16 protein-coding genes are annotated in these 17,938 nt (G+C 53.6%); all 16 read left to right on the top strand.

Annotated elements, in window-relative coordinates:
* The first annotated feature begins 40 nt into the window (after positions 1 to 40).
* The 16 genes from ABE504_RS05650 to pgeF all read left to right on the top strand — a co-directional run bounded on the left by ABE504_RS05650 (position 41) and on the right by pgeF (position 17,920).
* Entirely contained in the window at positions 41 to 1,531 is a 1,491-nt protein-coding gene (locus ABE504_RS05650; RefSeq protein WP_430085644.1) for a UDP-N-acetylmuramoyl-L-alanyl-D-glutamate--2,6-diaminopimelate ligase, read from the top strand.
* Entirely contained in the window at positions 1,528 to 2,949 is a 1,422-nt protein-coding gene (locus ABE504_RS05645; RefSeq protein ID WP_430085642.1) for a UDP-N-acetylmuramoyl-tripeptide--D-alanyl-D-alanine ligase, read from the top strand. The genes ABE504_RS05650 and ABE504_RS05645 overlap by 4 nt, the downstream gene beginning before the upstream one ends.
* A 75-nt stretch (positions 2,950 to 3,024) precedes the next feature.
* On the top strand, positions 3,025 to 3,960 hold the full coding sequence (gene mraY / locus ABE504_RS05640) for a phospho-N-acetylmuramoyl-pentapeptide-transferase (RefSeq protein WP_430085752.1): 936 nt from the start codon (positions 3,025 to 3,027) through the stop codon (positions 3,958 to 3,960).
* A gap of 3 nt (positions 3,961 to 3,963) precedes the next feature.
* Entirely contained in the window at positions 3,964 to 5,349 is a 1,386-nt protein-coding gene (murD, locus tag ABE504_RS05635) for a UDP-N-acetylmuramoyl-L-alanine--D-glutamate ligase (protein WP_430085639.1), read from the top strand.
* 42 nt (positions 5,350 to 5,391) lie between these two features.
* Positions 5,392 to 6,489 carry a stage V sporulation protein E gene (gene spoVE / locus ABE504_RS05630; RefSeq protein ID WP_430085636.1) on the top strand — a complete coding sequence of 366 codons (1,098 nt, stop codon included), beginning with the start codon at positions 5,392 to 5,394 and terminating at the stop codon, positions 6,487 to 6,489.
* A 7-nt stretch (positions 6,490 to 6,496) separates the two neighbouring features.
* Positions 6,497 to 7,567 carry an undecaprenyldiphospho-muramoylpentapeptide beta-N-acetylglucosaminyltransferase gene (locus ABE504_RS05625; RefSeq protein ID WP_430085633.1) on the top strand — a complete coding sequence of 357 codons (1,071 nt, stop codon included), beginning with the start codon at positions 6,497 to 6,499 and terminating at the stop codon, positions 7,565 to 7,567.
* A gap of 209 nt (positions 7,568 to 7,776) precedes the next feature.
* Positions 7,777 to 8,682, top strand: coding sequence for a UDP-N-acetylmuramate dehydrogenase (gene murB / locus ABE504_RS05620; RefSeq protein WP_430085631.1), 906 nt, complete (start codon positions 7,777 to 7,779; stop codon positions 8,680 to 8,682).
* Positions 8,683 to 8,697: 15 nt separating this feature from the next.
* The gene (gene murA, locus ABE504_RS05615) at positions 8,698 to 9,966 is read left to right on the top strand and encodes a UDP-N-acetylglucosamine 1-carboxyvinyltransferase (RefSeq protein ID WP_430085628.1); all 1,269 of its coding nucleotides are present in this window, start codon (positions 8,698 to 8,700) and stop codon (positions 9,964 to 9,966) included.
* Positions 9,967 to 10,059: 93 nt separating this feature from the next.
* On the top strand, positions 10,060 to 10,887 hold the full coding sequence (locus tag ABE504_RS05610) for a cell division protein FtsQ/DivIB (RefSeq protein ID WP_430085626.1): 828 nt from the start codon (positions 10,060 to 10,062) through the stop codon (positions 10,885 to 10,887).
* A gap of 297 nt (positions 10,888 to 11,184) precedes the next feature.
* Complete coding sequence (gene ftsA, locus ABE504_RS05605; protein WP_430085623.1) at positions 11,185 to 12,432, top strand: cell division protein FtsA; 1,248 nt, start codon at positions 11,185 to 11,187, stop codon at positions 12,430 to 12,432.
* A gap of 30 nt (positions 12,433 to 12,462) precedes the next feature.
* Positions 12,463 to 13,584 (top strand): cell division protein FtsZ, encoded by a 1,122-nt coding sequence (gene ftsZ, locus ABE504_RS05600; RefSeq protein WP_430085620.1) that lies wholly within the window; start codon positions 12,463 to 12,465, stop codon positions 13,582 to 13,584.
* Positions 13,585 to 13,852: 268 nt separating this feature from the next.
* Entirely contained in the window at positions 13,853 to 14,797 is a 945-nt protein-coding gene (gene spoIIGA / locus ABE504_RS05595; RefSeq protein ID WP_430085617.1) for a sigma-E processing peptidase SpoIIGA, read from the top strand.
* Positions 14,798 to 14,833: 36 nt separating this feature from the next.
* Complete coding sequence (gene sigE / locus ABE504_RS05590) at positions 14,834 to 15,556, top strand: RNA polymerase sporulation sigma factor SigE (protein WP_126144361.1); 723 nt, start codon at positions 14,834 to 14,836, stop codon at positions 15,554 to 15,556.
* A gap of 160 nt (positions 15,557 to 15,716) precedes the next feature.
* Entirely contained in the window at positions 15,717 to 16,499 is a 783-nt protein-coding gene (gene sigG, locus ABE504_RS05585) for an RNA polymerase sporulation sigma factor SigG (RefSeq protein WP_126144362.1), read from the top strand.
* Between the two features lie 139 nt (positions 16,500 to 16,638).
* Positions 16,639 to 16,941: a YlmC/YmxH family sporulation protein gene (locus tag ABE504_RS05580; RefSeq protein ID WP_126144363.1), complete on the top strand. Its 303-nt coding sequence runs from the start codon at positions 16,639 to 16,641 to the stop codon at positions 16,939 to 16,941.
* Positions 16,942 to 17,053: 112 nt separating this feature from the next.
* Positions 17,054 to 17,920 (top strand): peptidoglycan editing factor PgeF, encoded by an 867-nt coding sequence (gene pgeF / locus ABE504_RS05575; protein ID WP_430085612.1) that lies wholly within the window; start codon positions 17,054 to 17,056, stop codon positions 17,918 to 17,920.
* Positions 17,921 to 17,938 lie beyond the last annotated feature (18 nt).

Below are 17,938 nucleotides of genomic sequence, written 5' to 3'. Positions count from 1 at the left end.
AATAAGATAGTGAAATTAGGGAAGGAAGAGAGGGTTGCTCATGAAATTGATCGAGCTTGCTTCCGCACTGCTCATCACCCGCATCATCGGAGACGCTGACACAGACATCACAGGGATTGAGGCAGACTCTCGTAAAATAAAGCCGGGGGATCTCTTCCTCTGTATTCCGGGACTCACCGTAGACGGCCATGACTACGCCCCAAAAGCGCTTGCGCTTGGGGCTTCTGCGCTTGTCACTGAGCGTGAACTGGATCTGCCGGTTCCTCAGCTCGTTGTGAAAGACGCTCGCTACGCTATGGCGGCGTTAGCCGCGCGTTTCTACAGCTATCCGAGTGAAGCGATGAAGATAATCGGCATTACAGGAACGAACGGGAAGACGACGACAACGTATTTATTGGAAAAAATATTGGCGGATCAGGGCTTTACGACGGGCCTGATGGGCAACATTCATATTAAGATTGGCAATGAATACCACGAGAACAAGGCGACGAACACGCAGGAGGCGCTGGAGCTGCAGCGCATTTTGCGGCAGATGGCGGATGCCGGCACGGAGTACTGCGTCATGGAGGTGTCCTCGCACGGTCTCGCCATGGGGCGAGTCAAGGGCGTATCGTTCCGGACGGGGATTTTTACGAATTTGACACAGGATCATCTCGATTATCATAAAACGATGGAAGCTTACGCGGAGGCAAAAGGCTTGCTGTTCGCACGACTCGGCAACAGCTTCGACGGGGAGCCTGCTAGTCGCAAGTATGCCGTCTTGAATGCGGACGACGCCGCTTCTGAGCGGTTCGAAGAGCTGACGGCGGCGCAAGTAATTACGTACGGTATTGATCAGCCGTGCGATGTGCAGGCGACCGACATCCGAATGACGTCGCAGGGCACGGCGTTCGAAGTGCGTACGTTTGCCGGAAACCGGAGCCTCCAGCTGCGCTTGGTCGGCAAATTTAACGTTTACAACACGCTTGCGGCGATTTCCGCAGCGCTTGCCGAAGGCATCTCGCTTGACGCGATCTGCGCCAGCCTGGAAGCTGTTCAAGTCGTGGAAGGCCGCATGGAAGTGGTCGATGAAGGCCAGCCGTATCTCGTACTGGTGGATTATGCGCATACGCCGGACGGCTTGGAAAATGCGCTGTCGACCGTTTGCGAATTTGCCGAGGGCCGGGTCATTACCGTGTTCGGCTGCGGCGGTGACCGCGACCGGACGAAGCGGCCGGTGATGGGCAAAGTCGCGGCTTCGTACAGCGACTATGTGTACGTGACGTCGGACAATCCGCGGACGGAGGATCCAGAGGCCATTTTGCGGGATATTGTGCCTGGCCTAGAGGAGCTGCATTATCCAGAGGATCAGATCACACTCATTGCGGATCGCCGAAAAGCGATACAGATGGCTATTGAAGGGGCAGGCTCCAAGGATGTAGTATTGATAGCGGGTAAAGGCCACGAAACGTATCAGGACATTATGGGAGTTAAGCACGATTTTGACGATCGCTTGATCGCCAGGGCAGCTATTAGGGGGAGAAACCAGTGATTCAACGAACGTTAGCGCACATTGCGGCGATGATTCATAGCGAAGTGTCCGGGACGGCGCAGGAAGTGCGGATTACCGGCGTTTCGACGGATACACGATCCATCCAGGCTGGGAGTTTGTTCATCCCGCTGATCGGGGAGCGGTTTGACGCGCACGATTATGTGGCAGAAGCTTGTGACAAAGGGGCTGCGGCTGTACTCTGGCAAGCGGACCACGGCGCAGGACCTGCGGACATTCCGCATATCGTGGTTGCGGATACACTGCTTGCGCTTCAGCAGTTGGCCAAAGCTTACAAGAATGAGCTGACTGTGAAAGTGATCGGCATTACCGGCTCCAATGGCAAAACGACGACGAAGGACCTGGTCGCCGCCGTGCTCGGCAGCACGTATGCGGTGCATAAAACGAAAGGCAACCTGAACAATCACATCGGTCTGCCGCTGACGCTCCTCGCGCTCGAAGAAACGACGCAGTTCGCAGTCGTGGAAATGGGCATGAGCGGGCGCGGTGAAATCGCGCTCCTGTCCCAGCTCGCGGAGCCGGACGCAGCGATCATCACGATGATCGGCGAATCGCATATGATGCAGCTCGGCTCCCGCGAGGAAATCGCCCGGGCGAAGGCCGAGATCGTCACCGGCCTGAAGCCCGGCGGGCTGCTCGTCTACAACGGCGACGAGCCCCTGATTGCGATGGCGCTAACGGAACGCAGCGCCGGCGGCAGTACCGTGACGGCGACCGATGGTCTGCCGGCCAACCTGGAGCGCGTCCGCTTCGGCCGTGAGGCGGACAACGACCGCTACCCGACCGGCATCCGGATGGATGCGGACGGGGCGTACTTCACGATCAATTCCCCAGACTATCCGGAATTGTTCGTGCCTTTGCTCGGCGAGCACAACGTGGTGAACACGCTCGCGGCTATCGCCATCGGCGAGCGCTTCGGCGTCTCGCCGGCGAACGTGTCAGCGGGGCTGAGCTCGCTGCAAATGACCAGCATGCGCATCGAGAAGCTGACGGCAGCCTCCGGGCTGACCGTGCTCAACGATGCGTATAACGCCAGCCCGGCCTCGATGCGGGCAGCGATTTCCTTGACCGAGCAGTTGAGCGGCTTCGGTCGGAAATTCCTCGTGCTCGGCGACATGCTGGAGCTTGGCGAGCACGAAGAGCAGTTCCATCGCGGCATCGGCGCGATGCTGTCGCCGGAACGTGTCGACTACGTCTACACGTTCGGCCGTCTCGGGCGCTTCATCGCCGAGGAAGCGCAGAAGGCGTTCCCGGCGGCGCACGTGCGTGCCTACGACGACAAAGCGCAGCTGGCGGAGGAACTCGCCGCCGAAGCAGCAGCTCAGGATCTGGTGCTGGTGAAAGGCTCACGCGGCATGCGGCTCGAACAAGTCGTGCAGATATTGCTTGAAAAGTATTGAACATGCATTGAATGGACAATAGAGTGACGGAAACGAGCAGGGGGAACCGATGTGGAAAACGAAGTGTTATTTACCATGGGTGTCGCATTTGTGCTGGCCTTGATTATGGGCCCGCTGTGCATTCCGATATTGCGGCGGATGAAATTCGGCCAGCAGATTCGGGAGGAAGGCCCGAAGGCGCATCTCAAAAAGCAGGGCACACCGACAATGGGCGGTATCATCATTTTGCTGGCGCTTTCGCTGGCGACGCTGCGCTTTGCCGAGAAAAATATGGATTTGCTCATATTATTGATCGCTTCACTGGGATATGGACTTGTCGGCTTTTTAGACGATTATATTAAAATTGTGTTCAAACGCTCCTTGGGGCTGACAGCCAAGCAAAAGCTGTTCGGCCAACTGCTGATCTCCGCCATCGTCTGCTATTTGCTAATTGTGCAGGGACACAGCACGGAATTTTACATTCCTTTCGTCTCGTTTCACATCAATGCAGGCTGGCTCTACTTCCCGATTATGGGGATCATTATGCTGGGCGCTTCCAATGCGGTCAATTTCACAGACGGCCTCGACGGCTTGCTCGCAGGGACAAGTGCGATCGCGTTCGGCGCGTATACGATTATCGCGATGAACAACACGCAGCCGGAAGCGGCGATTTTCTCCGCGGCCATGGTAGGCGCTGTGCTGGGCTTCCTCGTGTTTAACGCGCACCCGGCGAAGGTGTTCATGGGCGACACGGGCTCGCTCGGGATCGGAGGGGGGCTAGTGGCCGTTGCGATTTTGACGAAAGCGGAGCTGCTGCTGGCGATTGTCGGCGGTGTGTTCCTGATTGAGATTTTGTCGGTTGTGATCCAGGTGGTATCTTTTAAAACCAGAGGCAAACGCGTATTTAAAATGAGTCCGATTCATCACCATTTTGAATTGGTCGGCTGGTCCGAATGGCGAGTTGTCATCACATTCTGGGTTGTTGGCCTCGTGCTTGCTGCACTCGGACTTTATATGAATGAGGTGTTATAGAACATGAAGCATCCGCGGGAATATCGTGGACTGGAAGTGGTTGTCCTTGGGCTTGCGCGCAGCGGTGTCGCTGCGGCGAAGCTGTTTCACCAAATCGGTGCTGTTGTAACGGTAAATGACAAAAAGGACCGGACTGCATGCCCTGAAGCCGACGAACTGGAGGCTCTGGGTATTTCTGTTGTTTGCGGGTATCATCCGGACTCCCTCGTTCACGAAGGTGTGGCGCTCGTCGTCAAAAACCCGGGCATCCCGTATTCGGTCGAGCCTGTCCGTAAAGCGGAAGCACTCGGAGTTGAAGTTGTCACCGAAGTTGAGGTGGCGTATTTGTTCTGCGAGGCGCCAATTATCGGGATCACCGGCTCCAACGGCAAAACGACGACGACGACGCTCATCGGCCTGATGCTGGACGCAGCGGGGCTTAAGCCTGTCGTGGCGGGCAACATTGGCCGCGCTTTGACAGAGGCGGCGCCGGAAGTAACGGCAGAGAACACGATGGTGGTGGAGCTGAGTTCCTTCCAACTGAAAGGGACGACGTCGTTCCGGCCGGCGATCGGTCTGCTGCTCAACCTCTACGAGACGCATCTGGACTACCACGGCACTATGGAAGACTATATTACTTCAAAAGCCAAATTATTCGCCAATCAGACGCAGGACGATACAGCGATTCTGAACTGGGACGATGCGGTGTGCCGGGCGATTATACCGAACCTCAAGGCGAAAGTGCTTCCGTTCTCCAGGAAGGAGAAGCTGAGCGAAGGCACCTATCTGGATAACGGCATACTGGTTTATGCAGACGGGCAGGGCAGCGTGCAGCCGATAATGCCAGCCAGCGAGATCGGCATCGCCGGCAGTTTCAACGTTGAGAACGCGCTGGCGGCTGCTGCAGCGGCGATTACGGCCGGCGTGCCGCTGGAAGCGATTGCGGACGTACTGCGCAGCTTTGCGGGCGTGGAGCACCGTCTGGAGCTTGTACGCGAACTGAACGGCGTCTCGTTCTACAACAATTCCAAGGCGACGAACGCTGTCGCTACGATCAGTTCGATTGAGGCGCTCGACCAGCCGATCGTGCTGATTGCGGGCGGACTCGACCGCGGCTCGGACTATATGGAGCTGCTGCCAACGTTTCGTGAGCGGATCAAAGGTGTCGTCACGCTGGGCCAGACCCGCGAAAAAATTAATCATATCGCTGCGCTGGCAGGGATTAGCCACGTGCAAACCGTCGATACTGCTAATGCAGCGGACGCGGTTGAACAGGCCGTACAACTGGCTTGGCAGATGAGTGAACCGGGAGACATCGTGCTCCTGTCGCCTGCCTGCGCCAGCTGGGATATGTTTCCATCCTATGAGATCAGGGGGGGCATGTTTAAGGAGTCTGTGCATAACCTTTAAGTAGGGCTTATCCACGCCCAGTACTTACAAAGAGGTGTTTGTATGGGGAAAGCACGTTCCGCTCCTGATATTTGGATCATCATTCCGACTCTGATGCTGTTAACGATCGGCGTTATTATGGTATATAGCGCCAGCAATGTCCTCGCGTATCGCGAATTCGGCGACTCGTTCTATTATTTGAAGCGGCAGCTTATTTTTGCCGTGCTCGGCATCGTAGCGATGTTTTTTACAATGAATGTCGATTATCTGGTATGGAAAAAGTATGCGAAAATCGCCTTGTTCTTGTGCTTCGGACTCCTCGTTATCGTCTTGATTCCCGGCATCGGCGTCGTGCGCGGCGGTGCGCGAAGCTGGTTGGGGATCGGCGCTTTCGGCATTCAGCCGTCGGAGTTCATGAAGATCGGCATGATCCTGTTTCTTTCGAAGCTGTTGTCCGAGCAGCAGTCCAAAATTACGCTTTTCACAAAAGGCTTGCTGCCGCCCCTTGGCATCATGGGGCTTGCTTTCGGACTGATCATGCTGCAGCCGGACCTTGGCACAGGGGTCGTGCTCGTCGGCGCCTCTCTCTTAATCATTTATACGTCAGGCGCTAGATTGCTTCATCTCTCTTATCTCGGTATGATAGGGATTGCGGGTTTCGTTGGCTTGGTCATTGCCGCTCCGTACCGCCTCAAGCGGATTACCGCCTTTCTGGATCCTTGGCAGGACCCGCTGGGCGCCGGCTATCAATCGATTCAATCGCTGTATGCGATCGGGCCGGGCGGCTTGGTCGGACTCGGGCTCGGGATGAGCCGCCAGAAGTTCAGCTACTTGCCGGAACCGCAAACGGATTTTATTTTTTCCATTATTGCAGAAGAACTTGGCTTTATCGGCGGGACGCTCGTGCTGCTGCTCTTTACCATCTTGGTGTGGCGGGGCATGCGGGCGGCCATTACAGCGCCGGACACGTTTGCCAGCTTAATCGCTGTCGGCATCATCGGCATGATCGCCGTGCAGGTTATTATCAACATCGGCGTTGTCATTGGCATGTTCCCGGTTACCGGGATTACATTGCCCTTTATCAGTGCGGGAGGGTCATCCTTGACGCTTATGCTGACGTCTGTCGGCATCCTGCTCAACATATCGCGTTATTCGAGGTGACTGGGGAATGAAAACGATTATTTTTACCGGCGGCGGCTCCGCTGGCCATGTAACGCCCAATTTGGCGCTCATGAGCAAGCTGAAGATGAAGGGCTGGGAAATTTCATATATTGGCTCGGCGACAGGCATTGAAAAAGACATTATCGCCCGGGAGCAGGTGCCGTTCTATCCGATTTCGTCGGGGAAGCTGCGCCGGTATTTCGATCTGAAAAACTTGAAAGATCCGTTTCGCGTGCTGAAAGGTGTTTATGAATCGTATCGATTGCTTAAACGTTTGAAACCCGCCGTTGTGTTCTCCAAGGGCGGGTTCGTTTCCGTTCCGGTCGTCCTTGGCGCGAGAATGAACAATATTCCGGTCATCATCCATGAATCGGATATGACGCCGGGGCTGGCAAACAAGATTTCGATTCCGTTCGCGACGAAAGTGTGCGTGACGTTCCCGGAGTCGATGGCGCATGTCGGCAAAGAAAAAGCGCGGCTGACGGGCCTTCCGATCCGTGAAGGCATCCTGCAGGGCAAAGCGTCCAAAGGCGTCCAATTGTGCGACTTCCATACGCAAAAGCCGGTTATTCTCGTCATGGGCGGCAGCCTTGGCTCGCAGGTGCTGAACGGCGCGCTCAGAGCGAATCTCGACCGCCTGCTGGAACAGTTCCAGATCGTGCATCTGGTCGGTAAAGGCAACGTGGATAGCGAGCTTACCGGCAAACGCGGGTACCGCCAGTTTGAATATTTGAACGAAGAGCTGCCGGACGTGCTCGCGATGTCTTCGCTCGTGATCTCCCGTGCCGGCGCGACCTCGTTATTTGAATTTCTAGGCCTGAAGAAGCCGATGCTCTTGATTCCGCTCTCGCTGCAGGCGAGCCGTGGGGATCAAATCCTCAATGCCGCATCGTTTGAAAAAGCAGGCTACGCCGACGTGCTGCCCGAGGAGCAGCTGACGGCGGAGACGCTCGCAGCGCGCGTAGAAGCGCTGTACACGAATCGCGAGCGGTACATTACTGCGATGAGCGCCCGCCAGGACAGCGACGCTGTGGCGGCGATTGTGAGCCTGATTGAAGCAAGCTCCCTGAAAGCTTGATTTTTGTAAAGCCCATGGGCGATTGTCACACTCTTTCCGATTTTACATAAACTACACTATAACCGTGACAGACACCTAAGGCTCCATAAGCGGGAGGCAGCAAAGAACGGCCATCTTGCGTCAACCTGTCTTATGGATTGAAATGCGCTTAGCGAATCCCTGATTTCTAACTTGCATTTCCGCCTACGTTCTGTGAAGGAGGTTTTCCCATGCAGCAATTCATACTCGACTTAAAAGCGGCTGGTATTGGCGAAATTAAAACGAATGAACGACTGGCCCCGTATACGACGTGGAAAATCGGCGGTCCCGCCGATATTCTAATCGTACCGAACTCCAAGGAGCAGGCGGCAGGGGCCATTCGGTTCCTGCACGAGCGAGGCGTTCCGTGGACGGTGATTGGCCGGGGCTCGAACCTGCTGGTGCGTGACAAAGGAATTCGCGGTGTGGTCATTAAGCTGGGACCGACGCTGGATACGCTTCGTTTCGAAGGCACGACGGTCTATGCAGGCGCTTCGTACTCGTTTATCAAACTGTCCGTACTCGCAGCCAAAGAAGGGTTGACCGGACTGGAGTTTGCCTCAGGCATTCCCGGTTCCGTGGGAGGCGCCGTCTACATGAACGCAGGAGCTCATGGGTCCGATGTGTCACGCATACTCAAGCAGGCTGAAGTCATCCTGGACACAGGGGAATTGGTTGTTATGCAGGCAGAGGATCTCAAGTATGCGTATCGGCATTCGATTCTGCATACGCTGCCCGGCATTGTCACAGAGGCGGTCTTTGAACTACAGGTGGGAGATCGCAACGAAATCGCAGGCGCCATGGCGGCTTATCGCGACCGGCGGCTTCGCACGCAGCCGCTTCAATTAGCTTGCGCCGGGAGCGTATTCCGCAACCCCGAAGGGGGCTATGCTGCCAAACTGATTGAGGAAGCCGGCCTGAAGGGCAGGCGTGTCGGTGGAGCTGAAATCTCAACGCTCCATGCCAATTTCATTGTAAATACGGGAGACGCCTCAGCCGAGGACGTTCTCACCCTGATTGGCGAGGTACAGGAGATTGTGCTGAACAAGTACAATATTCGTCTCGTGCCAGAAGTGCTGGTTATGGGTGAGAGGTAAATCGGAGGTGTAACTTTGGAGAAGCTCGTTATCGAAGGTGGAAAATCCCTCACGGGAGCCATCCAGATACACGGCGCGAAAAACGCCGCACTACCTATTTTAGCTGCCTGCATGCTGGCAAGCGGCACAATTACACTGCACAACGTTCCTAATTTGCTCGACATTGACACGATGCTGCACATTCTGCGTGCGCTCGGCTGTCGTGCCGAGCAGCAAGGGGACACGGTCACCATTACAACCACCTCAGCTCATTCCTCTCACATCCCGGAAGAATTGATGGGGCAAATGCGCTCCTCGATCTTTCTGATGGGCCCGCTCTTAGCAAGATTCGGAGAAGTCACCGTGTATCAGCCCGGCGGGTGCGCGATCGGAGAACGAAAGATCGATCTGCACCTGAAGGGGCTTGAAGCCCTTGGCGCTACAATTGAAGAGTTTTCCAATAAAATCGTTTGTACGGCTGATCCGCTGCAAGGCAATGAAATTTTCCTTGATTTCCCAAGTGTTGGCGCGACTGAAAATATTATGATGGCGGCCGTAAAAGCGGAAGGCGTTACGACCATCTATAATGCGGCCCGCGAACCGGAAATTCAAGATTTGCAAAACTTTTTGAATGCGATGGGTGCTGACATCATCGGAGCCGGTACCGATACGATTACGATTCGCGGTGTGAAGACGCTCACGCCATGCACCTACCGGATCATACCCGACCGAATCGTCGCCGGCACTTTTCTTGTCGCAGCTGCCGCCACACGCGGGAATGTCACGCTCGAGAACGTCAATCCTTCCCATTTAACGTCGGTCATTCATGTCCTAAAGCGTGCAGGTGTTCAAATCATCACGGACGGTGATATAATACATGTAAGCTGTCCGACAAGACCCAAGGCGGTCGAACGCATTGTGACTTCGCCGCATCCATCGTTCCCGACGGATCTGCAATCGCAAGTCATGGTGCTGTTGTCTCTAGCAGACGGCATGAGCATTATGAAAGAAACGATTTTTGAAGGTAGATTCAAGCATGTGGATGAACTGTCCCGCATGGGCGCAGACATCCGCGTAGATATGAGCTCAGCCTTTATCCGCGGCGTTCCGCGCCTGTACGGCGCCACGGTGGAAGCGACTGATTTAAGAGCCGGCGCAGCGCTTGTGATCGCAGGTCTGGCTGCCCATGGCACGACGATCGTCGAGCAGATTCACCATATTGATAGAGGCTATGATAGAATTGAAGTGATGTTGTCGCGGCTCGGTGCGGCGGTTCGCCGTCAAGCGCCAGTTCCCAGTGAGTAAAAGGCTGCTTCTCGAACATCGTGATCCTTGCAGGCAAGAAGCGGGGGCACGATGTTCGTGCGTAGTTACATAATGTCATAGGTGGTGCCCATTTTGTCTGAAGACCGCAAAGTTCCCGCTTTGCCCGTGCCTAAGCCGCGCGCGCGCTCGAATCGGAAAATGCTGATCTTTTTAATTTTATTTTTCATCACGGTTCTCGTGGTGCTGTTCTTTCAGTCTTCGCTAAGCCGCATCAGCCAGATTGAGATTGAAGGCAATGAGCTTATTACGCCGGATGTGATTGAACAAGCCAGTCAGGTTGCGGTAGGAGATCGCTTTTTTGCGGTCAGCTCCTCGGCCATTGCCGCACGGATCGCCAAGCTGCCCATGATTCAGCATGCGGATGTGGACAAGCACTTCCCCGGCCTGCTGAAGATCACGGTGCAGGAATTTCCCAAGGTCGCGTTTCAACTGACGGCCGATGGGAAGAAGCAGGCTGTGCTTGCCGACGGAGCCGTTACGACGCTGCCACCGGGGACGAGTATTCCGCTCGACATGCCGATTTTGACGGGTTGGGAAGACAGCAATCCGAACAAGGCTGCGCTTTGCAAAGCGCTTGGCGAAATTCCGCAGAGCGCGCTTTCGGACGTATCCGAAATCAAACCCGAGCCCAGCGAATCCTACCCGGATAAAATCAAACTCTACACCCGGTCGCAATACGAAGTCATCACGACGATCGCATATTTGCCTGATAAGATTGACAGTTTGCCGGGCTATATCGCCTCTTTGCAGGAGCAGCATATCACCAACGGCGTCATTACGCTGTTAGAAGCTGAGTACCATACGCCGTATGAAACGGCGCCAGACGACACCAAAAGCGATGTGAAATCGACCTCCAAAGCTACACCGAAGAGCACACCGAAGAGTACCCCGAAGCCATAAAGTCCGGGAGGGCTCACGGTTACGGGTTTTTCCTCAAAAAAACGAGGAATAGACTACTCAATCTCTGAAATAAATGTTAAAATAAGTTTTATGGTTAAATAGGAATCTACTATTTCCTTCTAGCTTTTTTTCGTAATTACTAGCCATCATCGTGAAAGTCTACGGCTTTGTCGCTAACTCACAAAAATGCAAAAATAATGTAGAAAAAAGAGGGATAATGGCGGTTGTGTGGAATACGTATAAAAGTCTTGATGTAGGTTTTGCATTAATACCAAGGATACAGGAGGTGCCAGGGGCTTGAGCAACAATGACATCATTGTTAGTTTAGACATCGGTACATCCAAAGTTCGAGCTATTATTGGGGAAGTTGCTAACGGAACCATTAATATAATAGGAGTGGGATCTGCCGAGTCTGAAGGAATTCGTAAAGGCGCTATCGTTGACATTGATCAGACTGTGCATTCGATCCGCAGTGCGGTGGATCATGCTGAACGAATGGTCGGCATACAAATTTCCGAAGTTTATGTTGGAATTTCAGGCAATCATATCGCTCTGCAGTCGAGCCATGGCGTTGTCGCCGTCTCGAACGAGGACCGCGAAATCGGCGAAGAGGATATTGATCGTGTCATTCAAGCGGCCAGAGTTATCGCCTTGCCTCCCGAACGTGAAATAATTGGAGTTGTACCTAAGCAATACCTCGTTGACGGCCAGGAAGGCATCAACGACCCGCGCGGCATGATCGGCGTTCGCCTCGAAGTGGAAGCGACCATCATAACCGGCGCGAAAACGGGCATACATAATTTGACCCGCGTCGTTGAGAAAGCCGAGCTGAAAGTAGCCGGCCTCATTCTCATGTCGCATGCAGCGGGGCAACTGGCCCTGTCCAAAGATGAGAAGTCCGTTGGAACGATTCTTGTGGATATCGGCGCTGGCGCGACCACGATTGCTGTATTTGACCAAGGAAATCTTGTGGCGACGTCCACGATTCAGATCGGCGGGGAATATATCACCAACGACATTTCCATCGGTCTGCATACGCAGCTTGAGATCGCGGAGAAAATTAAACTGAAATACGGCTGTGCTTCTGTTGAGGATTCGGCAGCCGATCAAGTGTTTAAAGTAATGCGAATGGGCAGCAACGTCGAGAAAGAGTTTTCGCAGGTTGATCTTGCGAATATAATCGAGCCTCGCGTGGAAGAGATTTTCCAGCTGATTCGTGGGGAAGTGACCCGGCTTGGCTACAGCCATTTGGTTGGCGGTTACGTACTGACAGGCGGAACGGTTTGTTTGCCGGGCATGTTGGCCGTGGGACAAGCTGTACTGGGAACCTCGGTGCGCATCGCTGTTCCGGATTTTATCGGTGTTCGCGATCCTTCTTATACGAGCGGCGTTGGTATCATTACTTCCGTCTCCAAATCTATGAAAAACCGCGGTCCCGGCTTTACCAAGAAAGCAGTTACCAAAGCAGCAGTAAAAAAATCCTCCGAAAATCACAAGCCCGGCTGGGTTGAACGGTTTAAAAATTTCTTCAGTGAATTCATTTAGAGAATCAAAGTTAGGGGGATATGACTGAGTATGTTTGAATTTGATATCGACTTGGATCAATTAGCGCAAATTAAAGTCATCGGTGTAGGTGGCGGCGGCAGCAACGCAGTCAACCGTATGATCGAGAACGGGGTAAAGGGTGTTGAATTTATCACCGTCAATACGGATGCACAGGCGCTGCACCTCGCAAAAGCTGAGCAAAAGCTGCAAATCGGCGATAAGCTGACGCGCGGGCTTGGCGCGGGTGCGAACCCGGAAGTTGGGAAGAAAGCGGCAGAAGAGTCAAGGGAGGCTATTCTGAACTCGCTTCGCGGCGCCGATATGGTGTTCGTTACAGCCGGCATGGGCGGCGGCACGGGAACAGGTGCTGCGCCGGTTATCGCAGAAATCGCCAAAGAAGTTGGCGCTCTGACGGTTGGCGTAGTCACACGTCCGTTCACCTTTGAAGGTCGCAAACGTTCCCTGCAAGCGGAACAAGGCATTGCGGCACTCAAAGAGAAAGTGGATACGCTGATCATTATTCCGAACGACCGTTTGCTTGAAATCGTCGATAAGAAGACGCCGATGCTGGAAGCGTTCCGCGAAGCGGACAACGTGCTCCGTCAAGGCGTACAGGGCATCTCCGACTTGATCGCAGTGCCAGGTCTCATCAACCTTGACTTCGCCGACGTGAAGACAATCATGACAGAACGTGGATCCGCCCTCATGGGGATTGGCGTGGCAACAGGAGAGAACCGTGCGGCAGAAGCGGCCAAGAAAGCGATCTCCAGCCCGCTGCTCGAAACCTCGATCGAAGGCGCACGCGGTGTTCTGATGAACATTACCGGCGGTGTGAACCTGAGCTTGTACGAAGTCAATGAAGCGGCGGATATTGTGGCTTCTGCCTCCGATATTGAAGTCAACATGATTTTCGGAGCGGTCATCGACGAGAAGCTGAAAGACGAAATTCTCGTAACGGTCATCGCAACCGGTTTTGAGCATAAAGCAATGCCGCAACAGCAGCCTCAAAGACGTCCGAGTCAGGGACAGCAGGAAACGCCTGTCCAAGACAACCGGATGAACAACTTGAAGCCGTTTGGCGCGCAACCGTCGAACGACCAATTGGATATTCCGACGTTCCTCCGCAATCGCGGGCGGAATACCGACAAATAATTACAGTTTCTCGAACCAGAGACCGAAGCCCTACGTCATGTAGAGGCCTCGGTTTTTTTGTTTTATAGGGGATTTATGGGGCGGGGCGAGTCCGCGTTAATTGACAAAAAAAGTATCGCCCATCTAGCACGTTTAGACAGACTTTGAAATTTGAATGGCCTATACTGATTTAGAACCATAAAGTTTCGTCAGAAAAAAGGTAGTTTAAAAAGTCGTCTTTTGAAAACTCGACCTTTTTAAACTCACACTAAAATGGAAATTGAGCAGGATGTTCGGAGGTGAGGAATGTGTGGTCGTCTATGCGGATCTCATTTTCCTGCTGAATTTTCTCATTGATGCGGCCCTGCTGTTGGTTACGGCCAAGACGCGAAAAATCGCGTTTAGCTGGTGGAGAATCGCGCTGTCTGCTGCGCTTGGCGCCTGTTATGTGGTGATGATGTTTTTGCCGATGCCTCCACTGCTATTTACATTTTCTGTGAAATGTATGTGGTGCATCGGTATGATTATGACTGCTTTTGGCTACGGATCTCTTCAAAATTTATTGCGCAACGTCGGTACGTTTCTCGTGGTCAACTTTGTCGTGGCCGGAGGCATGTTCGGGATTCATTACGTTATGGCGTCGTCCTCGGATGTTATGCGAGCCATGGTGTTTACGCAGTCGGGAGCGGCCGTCTTCCAAGTTCAATTAGGGAGCATTGTGTTCGTGCTGCTTCTGCTTGCTCCGCTCATCTGGTGGTTCAGAACAGTGTTTCAAAGCGCCAAACAGCGGGAGGTCGTCGCTTCCTATTTAGCGGAGGTGACGATACATGTCGGTGAGTTTATCGCGACCTGCAAAGGGCTGATTGACACGGGCAATCAGCTGTACGACCCGCTTACGCGCACGCCTGTCATGGTGATGGAGGTGGCGGAGTGGGGAGAGGTGCTGCCGGGGAGCTGGCTGCAACGCATCCGCTCGGCCGATGTGGATCAGATCATTAACGGGCTGGGCGGCGACGATTTTGCCTGGCAGGACCGCTTGCGGCTTGTCCCTTATCGAGGTGTGAACCGGAACACCCAGTTTATGCTCGCGATTAAACCGGATAAGGTGGTGATCACGCATAATCAGACGCAAATGGAGGCAACCAAGGTCCTTATCGGGCTCGACGGCGGCAAGCTGTGCAGTGACGGCACGTATCAAGCCATTATTCATCCAGCCCTGATTTCGGCGGGGTAACGGAAAACTTAGCGAAGGCTTTAGGAGGAAACCAACATGATCTTAAAATGGAAAATGCGTTTTCAACTAGCGTACTATAAGGTATTGATGTGGCTCGGCCTGAAAGGCGAAGAAATCTACTACATTGGGGGCAGTGAAGCACTGCCCCCGCCGCTGACGCGGGAAGAGGAAGAATACTTATTGGAAAAATTACCGTCGGGCGACGCGGCGATCAGAGCGATGCTGATTGAGCGGAACTTGCGACTGGTTGTCTATATAGCAAGAAAGTTTGAGAATACAGGCATCAATATTGAGGATTTGGTTTCCATCGGCGCGATTGGGCTGATCAAAGCGGTCAATACGTTCGATCCGGAGAAGAAAATCAAGCTCGCCACATACGCCTCGCGTTGTATCGAGAACGAGATTTTGATGTACTTGCGCCGGAACAGCAAGATTCGTACAGAAGTGTCCTTTGACGAACCGCTGAACATCGATTGGGACGGCAATGAGCTGCTGTTATCGGATGTGCTCGGCACCGAGAATGATACGATCTACCGCAACATTGAAGAGCAGGTAGACCGCAAGCTTTTACATAAGGCCTTGGATAAGCTGTCGGAGCGGGAACGCATCATTATGGAGCTTCGTTTCGGACTCCAGGACGGCGAAGAGAAGACGCAAAAGGATGTCGCCGATCTCCTCGGCATTTCCCAATCCTACATCTCCCGCCTCGAGAAGCGGATTATCAAAAGACTGCGAAAAGAATTCAACAAGATGGTGTGAAAATTTTTTTATCGAACCGATCGTCAATTTGTGCTACGGACACGGGAGAGAGCGAGTCGCTCACCGTTTGTCAAGTGGGGAAGCCGGGCTTCGGACAGGAATAAATCGACCGCTCACGGGGATAATTAACAGTAATGTTTCTCCTTGGGAGGTAATCACGGTGACCCGAAATAAAGTTGAGATATGTGGAGTTGATACCGCCAAACTGCCTGTTCTGACCAATGCAGAAATGCGTGAGTTATTCACTGATTTGCAAACCAAGCAGGAAAGAACCGCAAGAGAGAAATTGGTCAACGGCAACCTAAGGTTGGTACTAAGTGTCATCCAGCGCTTCAACAATCGCGGAGAGTATGTGGACGATCTCTTCCAGGTTGGCTGCATCGGACTGATGAAAGCAATTGATAACTTTGATTTGAGTCAAAACGTAAAATTCTCAACCTATGCCGTACCGATGATTATAGGTGAGATACGCCGCTACTTACGTGACAACAACCCGATTCGCGTGTCTCGTTCCTTGAGAGATATTGCTTACAAAGCGCTGCAAGTCAGAGACAGCTTGACGAATCAAAATTCACGTGAGCCTTCCATCTACGAGATCTCGGAAGCGCTGAACGTGCCCAAGGAAGACGTCGTCTTCGCCCTCGATGCGATTCAGGACCCGGTTTCCTTATTCGAACCGATTTACCACGACGGCGGCGACCCGATTTATGTCATGGATCAGATCAGCGATGAGCGCAATAAGGACATGTCCTGGATTGAAGGCATCGCGCTGCGGGAAGCCATGCACAGGCTGAACGCCAGGGAGAAAATGATTTTATCGATGCGTTTTTTTGAAGGCAAGACGCAGATGGAAGTGGCCGACGAAATCGGCATTTCCCAGGCGCAGGTGTCCCGGCTCGAGAAATCGGCGATTTCGCAAATGCAGAAACACGTCAAAACTTGACTTGTCCCAAAGACTGAAACGGCTAAGATAGACAAGCTGTGACAGTCTTTTTTTACGCTTCAGGACATTTTACCCATGGGGCACATATACTAATACAAATCTGTTCAAAATCCCTTAGAGATTCGTGGTGAGCTTCCTGATGAAAATTTCTGATTTCCAGACCAAAGATGTCATTAACATCGTCGACGGCAAAAAGCTGGGGCAAATCAGCGATTTGGAGCTTGACCTGCGCCAGGGAAGGATCGAATCGATCGTCGTTCCGAATCAGTCGCGGTTTTTCGGCTTGTTCGGCACAGGCACGGATGTGATCATTCCTTGGAAGCATATCGTCAAAATCGGCGCGGATGTGGTGTTGGTGAAGTTGGAGGATGCCCGCCCGTATCGGCAAACGGATGACAACGAAGGCGGCGTCTACGAGTTCAATCGGCAGTACCGGAATTAAGGCTGGACACGCGAAGCAGCGGCTGCGGAGAAGAGGGCGGCCTGCTTGCCATCGTGTGTCTTTTTATTTTGTGGTACAGTAGAAGGAGTAGAAAGTCGGAGGGGGAAAAGGAATGAACAACGCAGAGCCATTTGTAGAGCCGGCATCGGCACGGACGGAGGATCGGCCATACCTTTTGCATTTGGCGGGCTGGGAGGCGGCGTTTCCGGGCTTGTCGGCGGGGTTCACCTCGCGGTGGGGCGGCGTCAGTGAGACGCCGTTCGGCACGCTGAATTGCGGGCTGCACGTGCGCGATGAAGCTGCCGACGTGGTCAGCAACCGACGCCGCATTGCCGAGGCGCTGGAGCAGCCTTTCGAGGCGTTTACCTATGCGGAGCAGGTGCATAGTGCAGATGTGGCGGTTGTCGGCTCAGCACTGAAGGGAGCCGGCCGGGACGCCAGAGAGACGGCGATTCAGGATCGAGACGGTTTCGTCACGAACGAGAAGGGGATCTTTCTCTGCACGCAGTATGCCGATTGTGTACCGCTCTTCTTCTACGATCCGGAGCATCAGGCCGTCGGCCTTGCGCATGCGGGTTGGAAGGGTACGGTCCTAAATATTGCCATGTCTACGATTTCCTTAATGACACATACTTTTGGTAGCCGGCCGGCGAACATTAGAGCGGCGATCGGTCCTTCCATCGGCCAGTGCTGCTACGAAGTCGATGACACAGTGGCGAGCCGCGTGTATGAAGCGCTGGCATCGATGCAAGCTTCCGAGGAAGCTGTGCAAACCATTATTACCTCGAAGCCGAACGGCAAATACATGCTGAGCCTGCAAGCTCTGAATCAGAAATTCATGGAACAAGCAGGAATTTTGTCGTCTCATATCGAAGTAACTCAGTTATGTACGAGTTGCCGCACAGACCTCTTCTTCTCCCATCGAAAAGAAGGTGGTTCCACGGGACGCATGATCGCCTGGATCGGCATGCACGCCTAAGTGTGTGGCTTTGATGTG

The sequence above is a fragment of the Paenibacillus oryzisoli genome, assembly GCF_050467285.1.
In the GTDB taxonomy this organism is placed as follows: domain Bacteria; phylum Bacillota; class Bacilli; order Paenibacillales; family NBRC-103111; genus Paenibacillus_E; species Paenibacillus_E oryzisoli_A.
Note: the sequence above shows the minus strand (reverse complement) of the source record. Positions and strands in the feature narration are given on the sequence as shown.